This is a genomic window from Candidatus Poribacteria bacterium (genome assembly GCA_021295715.1).
Lineage (GTDB): Bacteria > Poribacteria > WGA-4E > WGA-4E > WGA-3G > WGA-3G.
Genome location: JAGWBV010000152.1, coordinates 1 through 10,700, shown reverse-complemented (window position 1 = coordinate 10,700; position 10,700 = coordinate 1). Strand labels below are relative to the sequence as shown.

Sequence of the window (10,700 nt, the reverse complement as noted above, 5' to 3'; positions counted from 1 at the left end):
GTGGGTAACCTCGGTGCTGACGGTGCTGCTGCGTGGGCATTGCCGATGAGTGAAGAAGGCGGACGTAGTTCGCTTATCCATCGACACGTTCCCGTTTCTGTCGGTCCAGTGGAACCCGAAGCTGGCACAATGATGGATTCATGGGTACTTGCCTCAGATACGAGCTTCGCACAAGTGACGCATATCCGTGCGAGCAGCTACTACGGTGCTGCGAACGATGTCGGTACCCCCGGCTTCCGTGCTGGCGGTGCGTTGCCTGTCGAACTCTCACACTTCCGTCCTGCTCGTGATAAAGCGACAGGTCAAGTTGTAATCACCTGGTCTACGCAGTCCGAGCTGAACAACGCTGGATTCTTCATCAAGCGTTCGCAGCAACGCGACGGCGAGTTCAAAGTTATCAACGCAACGATGATCGCGGGTGCTGGCACCACCAGTGAAAAGCAGTTCTATACCTACACTACTATCAGATAGAGGATGTCTCTCTTGATGGGAATCGTCAGACGCTGACCAACAGCATTCGCCTGAAAGGGCATGTCAGTGCTGCGGGTAAAGCAACGACGACGTGGGGCGACTTGAAGACATCAAATCAATAGGTAGTAGCAACAACAAGGTTATTTCAGGGATAAAATTTGTTTGAACTAACCTTAACCACAAGATGGGGTAATGCTTAGCGGCATTACCCCGTTTTGTTTTATAATAGCGATTAGCAATTAGCGATTAGCAATTAGCGATCAGCCATCAGCATGGGTTGCTACGCAATGCGACACGACATATCACAGCATCTTAAGAACGTTCGCAAGCAGCAGTCAACGCAGGTTTCACCTACGAGCCCTCACTCCGAGTTGCCTCAGTTGTCTTGTTCGCGCAACCTATCTCGTATATTCAAAGAAATAGAAAACGCTAAACACTTATTCTGCCTACATAGTCCATAGTCAAGGAAAAGGCACACCAGAGAAGGGAATCTCATCGCGTTGGATCGAAAATAAACGGCTGGGTGAATTCGTCAGGGTCTATCCCGTCCCTTTTCAGTTCTTTAATCTGTTCTTTTGTCTTTTGTATCGCTTCTTTCTGGTGTTGAATAAGCTCTTGACCATAATTAGAATTGGTATTATTTGACGACAGTGTGCAAAATGCGCTAAAATATTCTTTTTAAGAGAGGTGCTGAAAAGATGGGACTCACCATTAAATCGGTAAATATCATTAACCTCAAACGCCGGACGGATCTACAGATCGCACAGCGTGCGGTCTGGAACGCCATGGGAGCGACACCTGCTCAGGTTGTTTTCCACGATGCGATGGACGGCATGAAATACGACTCGAAAGCCTCTATCATATCGGCAGCAAAAGCAGACGGTTTCGATTTCTTTGAATACCACGATGGTATTGATGAACATTGGCAGGGTGTGGTCGATCTCACGACTTTTGCGGCATATCGCTGAGCAACCCGACGGCATTTACCTCTATGTGCTCGCTGATAGATACTCGAAAAAGAGATTGCCGTATCTACAGGAACTCTTCGATGAACTCCCTGACTTTATGTTATTCCAGTTTAAAGGCTATGTCCCGTTCTGGGATACCCTCGACAGGGAAAACATCAAAGCGACCTATCGGCGTAAGTGTCTCCCTGCGAGTGGTGTGATTGAACCGAACACCATCGAGATCGGCACGCCGAAAATGGGGGACGGCGTATTGGCGATGACCCCTGCGGGTGCCGGCTGGATGCAGGCGGCTTGTGATTTACATTTACCCGGAGCACCCTATGAGGTTGCGTTATTTCAACAGCTCAACACGACAGAAATCGGGGTCTATTCCACCTATGACGCATACGACGAAACGTGTGAGCAGAACGATTACTATAACGGTTTTGATCGGCACGCCTGGGAAGGGCAGTATCCGTATGGCACACCGTTAGGTGAATCGGATATTGGGAAGGTCAACAAAATCAAGGATACAGGAACCTATCGAGATGAATAAGAAGTGCGGTGTCTTCTATGAAATCGGTGCAGCGGGGTATGCCTTACGGCACTTACTCGAAGACGATTGGCATGCCGAAAACCAAAAGCGTTTGGAAAAAGGCGAGAACCTTTATGCCGATCCAGTTTACTTCCCAGACATCGAGAAGTGGAACGGATACTTTATTGATCCAAGTCCTTGTGTTATCAAAGACGGTCTTCAGTTCGGTATTCCGGGTCATCATTTCAACATGGCAATCGCTGGCACGCATCGGGTTGAACGCATAGAAACCTTCCTACCTGAAAATTCAGAAGATTTAGGGCTCTGTTCACTCGCAAATAATGTGTTATTCATTGATACTGATGTTCACAAAACGTTTTATACCTATTGTATCACACTCGACGCACTCTTTGATTTCACACAGGCACCCCCAGATCTGTTGCGTGTGGATGTTGAAGGTGCCGAGCATGAAGTGTTTGAAGCGTATTCCTTCAAGCACCGTCCGCGTGTAATACAGATAGACTACCATACTGTTTTGGGAAACCTCATTTCAATTCTGGAAAACCACGACTATAAAATCGTCGACACAGCGTTTGATAATGAGGACCTTCTGGCTATAGACGAAAGGATTTTATTATGAAAAGAAAAATTGTCTCCCTACTTATTTTTGTTCTAACTACTGTAGCGTTCGCTGACCTCACCCTTCAAGAAGCGATTGAAGGTAAAAGTAACCCATCAATCGCAGCTCCCTGGGTAGAATGGTTTGTCAATCGCCCTGAGTTGTCTTACTTAGAAATGACAACATTTCACGATATGTTTTGGTCCCCGGAATTTGGACTTCGTTTTCAGCGTAATGGGACTGAGGTTCAGCTTGTGGGTGATTGGGTTGAAGCAAGGAGGCAACGAGACGAACTCCTTGAATTAAATCCAAATATGATACTTATAGTTCAGATAGATATGAGGGGAACCGATCCATACCATCCGTTTTTAACTGGACTCTATGATGGTGATGACTTTCCATGGGTACGCGGAGAAAACGGTGAGCAGATACTTGGCTCTCCACCAGAAATTTATACAGATTTACTGATTGATTTTACACACCCTAAAGCCCAGGAGACGATAGTTAATCAAGCAATAGCAGTTGCCAATAGCGGACTCTGGGACGGCATCTTTATAGATTATTGGGATGAAACAGGTGTGATTCTGGGTGGATATAGAACGTTTGAAGAAGAACAGACAGCACGTACACGCATCTTAGAAGGTATCCGCGATGCGGTCGGCGATGATCTTCTGATATTGGTCAACGGCACTTGGGAAACAGCAGCGAGAGCTGCACCGTATATCAATGGAATCTTCATAGAATCTTATCGCGCCGATTTACCCGATAATTACAGTTATGAGTCGATGAAATGGTTTGAGAGGAATCTGCTGGAGATGGAGACTCACTTGCAGGAGCCCCGTATAAACTGCTTAAAAGCCGAAGGGATAGGCAGCCAGTTGCCGACGAGTCCTGAAAATCTTCAGAGTATGCGATGTCTGACGACATTAAGTCTGACGCATTCTGATGGATATTTCCTTGATGAACCCCATCCACATGATAGTACTTATTTGGATTATCAGGGGGCAGCTTACCATAGAAACCCTGCCTATTGGATAATCCATAGGGAGCAGCATGACACTTTTGCCCACACCCACTCTAAAGAATATTGGTATGACTTCTGGGATGCCGATCTCGGACAACCCGTCGGCGAGAAAGCAGAGTTGTACCAAAACCGCAGAGGGCTGTTTATTCGCGAGTTCACCAACGGCTGGGCGGTCTATAACCGCTCTGGTAGAGCACATAATATCAAGTTCATAGAGAAAGTCTCTGGTGTCGAGAGTGGTAGGCAGGAGAAATACTGGCATGAAATCCCAGATTTAGACGGCGAGATCTATCTGAAAATCCCCGAAGTCCCACAATCCTCTCAGAAACCCGAACCGCCAAGCGTTGACCTGAACGCCGATGGTGTCGTCAATATCCTGGATCTGATCATCGTTGCCAATGCTTTCGGAACCCCAGGCGAAGCCGACATTAACGGTGATGGAGATGTCAATATATTAGACTTAATCTCGGTCGCACAAAGATTAGACTAAAATCAAGCCATTTATTATATCAATCTCGATAGACGCACGGACCGTAATGAGTTTTTCCTGCGGCACCTCAGAGAGCTCGGCACGGATATGTCTATGGTTCATCGGTTTTCGGCACATGACGGCATGGGATATGAGAATATCTACGAAATGGCTGAGGCTGCTATAAAGGACGGTTTCCCAGAATTAGAGAATATTCATACTTTTGGGTTGGGATCCTTCGGGTGTATTTGGAGCTTTAGATCCGTTCTAAAACTGATACGCGACTCGCATCACATTTCAATGCTTTTTATTGATGATTTCTATATCCGCCAGCCCATTTCCGATTTTAACCATCTCTTATCCTTTCTACCGAGTGATGATTTCAAAATGCTTCAGGTACGTTATTGGCATAGTGATGAAGTACTTTATAGTGACACTGTTGAAGTTTATGAAAAATGCCCAGAGCTCTACAAGGGGTTGCGGGGCGCAGGTGATAATGTAACAATTCTTTCGCCAATGGGTGCTTCCTATCTGCTCTCATGGATGGATAAATACCCTGATCTTTACTTAGAAACGATTATACACATGTTAGCACATCAGGATCCACAAGAGACGGGTTGCTACTCCGTTGTAGATATACCCAAATGGTATGGATACGACGATGAGATACCAGATCACATTGATCGTCCACTTGAGGAACAAGATAGGAAGTTAGCAGATAGAAAAGGGATTATACACTCAAAGATGGGCGAGGATACAATCCTCGCCAGCGGGGGTGGGGTGTTTGTTCCCTGACAAACTGTAAACATATTTTTGGATTTTACTATAATATCCCGATTCACTCACAGTATAGACTTGAAAGGAATGCTTGAATCTGATAGACTTTGTATCTCGGACATCGTGATAAAATTGATACACAACAAGGAGAACATTGAATGTCTAATACGACTCCACTCCGGACGGTGATTGTTGGATGTGGTATGATAGCGGCGGGAGGCTACCAGCCACGATGCCAAGCGTACCCACATCTTATTGAATTGGTTGGCTACTATGACCAAGATGCGGAACGCGCCTCAGCATTGGCAGAACGCAATGGCGGACACGTCTACAAATCACTTGAGGAAGTGCTGAACGATCCGAATGTAGAAGCGATTGTGAATTTGACAATTCACATCTCTCACTATCCGGTTTCATTAGCAGCACTGAAAGCAGGGAAACACGTCTACTCTGAGAAACCGATTTCTATCCGAACCGATGAGGCGAATGAACTCGTGGAAACAGCGGAAGCGATGGGGTTAAAACTGGCATGTGCGCCATCGGCGATTCTCGGCTATGTTCAGCAGAACGTCTGGCAACGGATTCGTGAGGGCGAAATCGGTGATGTGATTTCCGCGATTGGCAACTTCGGCGGTCCGTTGGAACACTGGCACCCGAACGCAGACGCTTTCATCATGCATGCCGGTCCCTTCCGAGATGTCGCGCCTTACCCGCTCACTGCGATGACGACGATGATCGCCCCGGTCAAAACGGTGCATGGCTTCGCACGAGTTGCAGTCCCAAAACGGATGCTGCACCAAGGACCGCGGAAAGGGACTGAATTTGAGGTGAATGAGAAGGATCACGGATTCGCTGTGCTCGAATTCGAGAACGGAGCCCACGGACTCATCTATCACAGTTTCACGGTTGCTTCTGGGATTCCGCCTTACGAAATCCACGGCACTGCAGGTGGGTTCTCGCTTCAAGCACACGACGATGGACGCGGTATCCAAAAGTTCACACCGCAAGACCGATGGCAAGATGAACCCTCGCCACCGAAAGCCTTTACGGGATTGGATTGGGGCAAAGGCGTTGCGGATTTCGCGGATGCAATTAGATCTGACCGGAACCCGCGTTGTAACGGCGCGCAAGCACGGCACGCATTAGAAGTGTGTGAACGGATCATCGAATCGTCTGATGCGAGGAGACCTATCGATGTCGAAAGCCGTTTCCCAGCACCACCGCCCGTTGGCGATGTGGCACCTTGGGAAAATGCTTAGCGTGAGAGTCGGGAACCAGAGTGTTTTTGCTGGGGTGTTTCCCCTCCTACAAGATGTTGGGAATCGGAGTTCCCTCCTACAAGAATGGCAATCGGCAGTTAGCAGTCGGCGGTCGGTAAGAGGGTGTTCGTAACAATTCACCCGCTCTTGGAAAGAATCCTTCTTTGCTGAGCACTGAAGGTTTCTGATCGCCGATAACTAATATTGTCGGGAATCGGAGTTCCCTCCTACCGAAGCACCAGCATGTTGACGAACAAGCGATATGCTCCCGCTATACCGGCTGGAAGTTGCCGATAAAAGGCGTAAGCGGCATAAGTGTAAGTCCCTTGTCCGTATTTCGCGGTGAGGAATCCGCCGTGTTGCGACTCCTGCTCTCGGTCATTGCATGTGAGGAGTGCCTGATAGTTTGCGTCCCATTCGGTGAGGAATTTAGAACCGCGCTCCTCGACCCACCCATCGAAATCAGCCGCTGTAATCTGATTGGGATGGTGGAAAATGGGATTGCCTGGCATCAAAATCGTTACCTGTGCATCCTCTTCGGAGACCTCCTCCGGTCGTCTGCCCATCGTGTAAGGATAGGGACCAAAAGGTGCCGCATCAAACTCTGGGGTCTGATATTGAACGATGAGGTTGCCACCTTTATGCACGTAATCGAGGAGTCTGCTGTTATAGGCAATGAGATCCCGTCGAACGGCATACGCCCGGATACCAACGAGGATCGTGTCAAATCGATTCAGATCACCGGTGCGGAGTTCATCTCTGTCGAGCATTTCCACGTCAATACCGATCTGTTGTAGAGCCTCAGGCACCCTGTCGCCTACGCCCATAATATACCCAACGCTCAAATTTGATGGGACTTTGAGCGGGATGCTGCGCAGCGTCATAACAGCAGGACGATACAGGTGTCGCGGTTCAAGATCTGGATGATCAATCGCCTGATAGCCAGTCGTATATTCTTCGCCATCATACTTCGCGATTGCTTGAATTGTGTAGTCTGTGCCAGCTTCAACATTCTTGGCAGATACCTGAAAAGCAAACGTTTTGCTTGCGCCTTCGTGCGTAAAAGCGAAAGGTGCGTTCTCAGGTGATGATTGCCACCCGTCTGGCAATTTGAGCGAAAGTGTCCCCTCTGCCTCACCCTTTACGTTATTGAGCATCTCGATTGTCGCAGTAAAGGTCGTTTCCTCACTTGCAACATCGGGTTCAGAGATTGGAATCACACCGATATGCGGCGAAACAGATAGACTGATAGCAGGGGCGACCGATAGCAACCGTCGTCTTTCCCCCCACGGTCTATTAATCGAAATGGTTTGAGCGGGCTGCGTCACCGTAAAGTCCACACTCTCAACGCGATAGGTTACAACACCCTTAACTTCGGGGGCTGCGAAAGGCAGGAAACGAAATTCTGGACGTTTCAATGTATAGACAGCATCGTGGTATTCAGAGGCGCGGGTCCAATACGGTTGCGTGTAATCGGCGTTCTGCACCACTTGCACCTCGAACACAATAGAAATCGGTTTGTTCGTCTGTATAGGGATTATTCCTTCGCTATCCGCGTTCTTTTCGGAACGATTCGCAGTCCAGCCGTCAGGCGTGTGGAGTGAGGCATTGATAAGTTCAGCCGCGACCGGACTCGGATTCACCATTCGCATCCCAATTGAAAACTTTTGCCCGGGAATAGCGACGTTAAAGGTTTCAGACGAACGGCTTTCCGCTGCGGGTTGAACCAGTACTTCTAAAGACAAACCGAGGGCAGCCCTTGCCGCAGTCATAAACTCCTGTTCTTTATTCCGAAGCAGGAACAGGAGATGCGCTTGAGTGTTGTCATCAAGGTCTATCCGCTGGACGTTCTCGATTAAGCTGCGAGTTGTTTTCAATCCGCTTGCGAGATGCGGAACAATTGTCCAAGGGTGGCGGGCATCATAATCACGGATTGCGGCATTGATGCTTTCCTGAAGTTGTGTGAATTCCGCGTCCAATGCAGATGTATTCGCTAACTTCGCCATATCCGTAATGGTCGTGTCAATCCCATCAAAGAGACTCTCTTCGGATTTTCCTTTCTCAGCGGTCAGAGTTGTATCCACTAATCGCAATTCCGTAACGGCAGCCCCTTTGGCGGCGCGAGTCTGACCGACACCTTGTGACCGTTGGAAACTAAGCCCCTGACGTGCAATTTGAGCATAAGAGAGTCCCAACAGCGCGTTATATTCACCGGTATCAATTTTTAGCACGGGTGTATCAGGAGTTTCGGTATTACTGCGCCGCCATCTGGAACGCGTGATATAGAGTTTCTTCGGTTGCCACGGGTGTAGTCCTTCGGAAAGGTGTTCCGGGAATCGATTCGCATCGCCCGCAGCACGGAATGCCTCCAAAGTTACGACGCCTGATGCCTGATGGTGTCCGTGCCCGTCTTGACGATTGCCCTGAAACCGAGAGATGATAACATCTGGACGGTAGAGACGGATGAGGCGAACCATATCCTCCAAAAGCATCTGATAGTCCCATTTTTCCAGGGTTTCGTCAAGGCGTTTGGAATAACCGAAATCGACAGCACTACTGAAAAAGAGGTCGATGCCGTAGTAGCGCACAGCAGCGAGATGCTCCTCGGTTCGGACGATCCCCAGCGCGTCGAATAATTCGGGTCCGATGAGGTTGGCACCGCCCTCACCACGTGTCGTTGAGTATAATCCGGTTCTGACCCCGCGTGCGCGGCTGAGCCACGTTAACAACGCACCATTTTCGTCGTCAGGATGCGCGACGGTGTGTAGGACAGTGGCAGTTGTCTGTAGGCGTTGCAAAGCGCGCCATGTTTCCGAAGCATTTGTTGCGCCCGCCATTTCTCCTATCTCTGCCATTGTCATATTCCATCCTACTATTCCGAGCAATGCGAAAACTAAAATTGGTCCTACGATTTTTCTGTGCATGAGAAGATTCTCCAAGGAAAAGCGATCCCAAACTGTACGAAGATTAAGAATTTAAATTCGGTAATGTGGGATGTTAATTGTCTGAATCAGGATTTACAGGATTCAAGGATTTGCAGGATTATATCTGCTTGTTAGAAACTGAAAATTCCCCTTTATCGAACTCATGTTATTTAGGGAGCTGCGCGCGGAGCATTGCTACGCTCTGTGGGACACCGATGTGTGCATCCGCCTTCCCCTCAAATTCAATGGATATATACCCCTGAAATCCGACATCTTTTAGAATGTTCCCAATCTTAGCATAATCCAAATCTAATGTATACCATTCGCCACCACCGTAATAGGTTTTGGCATGGACAAGTACTGCTTCATCTGCAATCTGTTCCAGTTTTTGGTATGGATCTGATAGGAAATTCCCACAATCCATTGTCACCTTTAGCCAGTCTGAGTCGATGGCGGAGACGATGCGATTGACACCTTCAGGCATGCATGTCAGTCCCCAATGGTTTTCGAGTCCGAGAACGACTCCATATTTTTCAGCATCCGGGAGACAATTTTCGATGGCGGCAATTACCCATTCAAACGCCTCGTTTTCTGTGTGTCCGGGGAGTGCCGGTTCTTGCCCTTCGGTTTTCATTAATTCATCGAAAGAGGGGACAGTGCCCCATCGTCCTGAGTTGAGGCGAATTGAGGGGATACCGAGTTCGTGTGCCAATCGGATGCAGTGGATCGTGTGATTAATATTTTTTTGCCGTGTTGCCGCGTCTGGCGAAACGAAGCCTTGATGGATGGAGAGTGCGTAGAGATCAAGTCCGTGAATGAAAGCGAGCCTTTTCAGTTTCTGGAGATACGGATTCGCTTCCGATGCCATCTGTTGATGTAAGATTTCAACGCCGTCGAGTTCGAGCCGTGCGGCTTCCTCAATGACGTGCTCAATCGGCACGCGTTCAGGTTTGAAATGCCAATAAGAATAAGTGGATACACCGAATTTCAATTTATCACCTCAATTGGGAATGTTTGTTCCCGCTATGATAGCATGACTCGGCATGCAATATCCACTTTTTTGATGGATTACCGGTTAGTAATCGTCTGAATCGCGGATTGTCGCGGATTTTACATTCGCCACTGCCTCTGCCACTCACTACTCTAAATCTGCCGTCCTCTGCTATATCGTCAACGCTGCTTGAGCCTGCCCCACAGCGTTGTTTGCTTTTCTGTGCTCGGTGAAACGGGCAAGAATGCTTCCGGCACCCACGCTGGATACAAATCCAGTGACACCTCATTTGCTACTTCAATGGGTTCTCTGAGTCCACCTGCAGCCTTTACGAGATGAATGGCACTGTCTCCAAAGACTTCATCAACGCGGAGTATCTCACCGGGTCCCGGTACCCGGACGATCCTTTTGAAAGCATAGGCGATCCATTGTCCATCAGGTGACCATGCGGGAGCGCTTGCCCATCTGCCTTCGCCCAATCGCGTCAGCTGGCGAAGGTTATTCCCATCTATATCAATGACAAGGATATTCTTTTTATTTCCAAAACTCGTAGTAGCATAGGCAACCTGTTTGCCATTGGGAGACCATGTACATCCCGATAACGCGTTCTCTGCCAGTTTTCTCAACCTTCCACCATCGGCAGTCATCACATAGAGCAAAAAATTGCCCGCATTATGCTCCGGT

The 10,700-nt window shown here is 48.4% G+C and carries 10 protein-coding genes; 7 read left to right on the top strand and 3 right to left on the bottom strand.

Annotation, left to right across the window (positions count from 1 at the left end; translation table 11 throughout):
• The 7 genes from J4G07_22125 to J4G07_22095 all read left to right on the top strand — a co-directional run.
• On the top strand, positions 1-471 hold a 471-nt coding region (locus tag J4G07_22125), incomplete at its 5' end, for a hypothetical protein (GenBank protein MCE2416683.1).
• A 698-nt stretch (positions 472-1,169) separates the two neighbouring features.
• A complete protein-coding gene (locus J4G07_22120) occupies positions 1,170-1,439 on the top strand; it encodes a hypothetical protein (protein MCE2416682.1) in 270 nt (89 codons plus the stop codon).
• The gene (locus tag J4G07_22115; GenBank protein MCE2416681.1) at positions 1,387-1,974 is read left to right on the top strand and encodes a hypothetical protein; all 588 of its coding nucleotides are present in this window, start codon (positions 1,387-1,389) and stop codon (positions 1,972-1,974) included. Before J4G07_22120 ends, J4G07_22115 begins: the two co-directional genes overlap by 53 nt.
• Positions 1,967-2,593 carry an FkbM family methyltransferase gene (locus tag J4G07_22110; GenBank protein MCE2416680.1) on the top strand — a complete coding sequence of 209 codons (627 nt, stop codon included), beginning with the start codon at positions 1,967-1,969 and terminating at the stop codon, positions 2,591-2,593. The genes J4G07_22115 and J4G07_22110 overlap by 8 nt, the downstream gene beginning before the upstream one ends.
• Before the next feature lie 1,121 nt (positions 2,594-3,714).
• On the top strand, positions 3,715-4,086 hold the full coding sequence (locus J4G07_22105) for a hypothetical protein (protein MCE2416679.1): 372 nt from the start codon (positions 3,715-3,717) through the stop codon (positions 4,084-4,086).
• Positions 4,087-4,179: 93 nt separating this feature from the next.
• The gene (locus J4G07_22100; protein MCE2416678.1) at positions 4,180-4,860 is read left to right on the top strand and encodes a hypothetical protein; all 681 of its coding nucleotides are present in this window, start codon (positions 4,180-4,182) and stop codon (positions 4,858-4,860) included.
• 140 nt (positions 4,861-5,000) lie between these two features.
• A complete protein-coding gene (locus J4G07_22095) occupies positions 5,001-6,101 on the top strand; it encodes a Gfo/Idh/MocA family oxidoreductase (protein MCE2416677.1) in 1,101 nt (366 codons plus the stop codon).
• 227 nt (positions 6,102-6,328) lie between these two features.
• Here the strand turns inward: J4G07_22095 and J4G07_22090 are convergent, their stop codons facing one another.
• The 3 genes from J4G07_22090 to J4G07_22080 form a co-directional block, all read right to left on the bottom strand.
• Complete coding sequence (locus J4G07_22090; GenBank protein MCE2416676.1) at positions 6,329-9,025, bottom strand: PIG-L family deacetylase; 2,697 nt, start codon at positions 9,023-9,025, stop codon at positions 6,329-6,331.
• Between the two features lie 166 nt (positions 9,026-9,191).
• Entirely contained in the window at positions 9,192-10,016 is an 825-nt protein-coding gene (locus J4G07_22085) for a sugar phosphate isomerase/epimerase (GenBank protein MCE2416675.1), read from the bottom strand.
• Between the two features lie 179 nt (positions 10,017-10,195).
• Positions 10,196-10,700: PD40 domain-containing protein (locus J4G07_22080; protein ID MCE2416674.1), on the bottom strand; the 505-nt coding region annotated here is incomplete at its 5' end.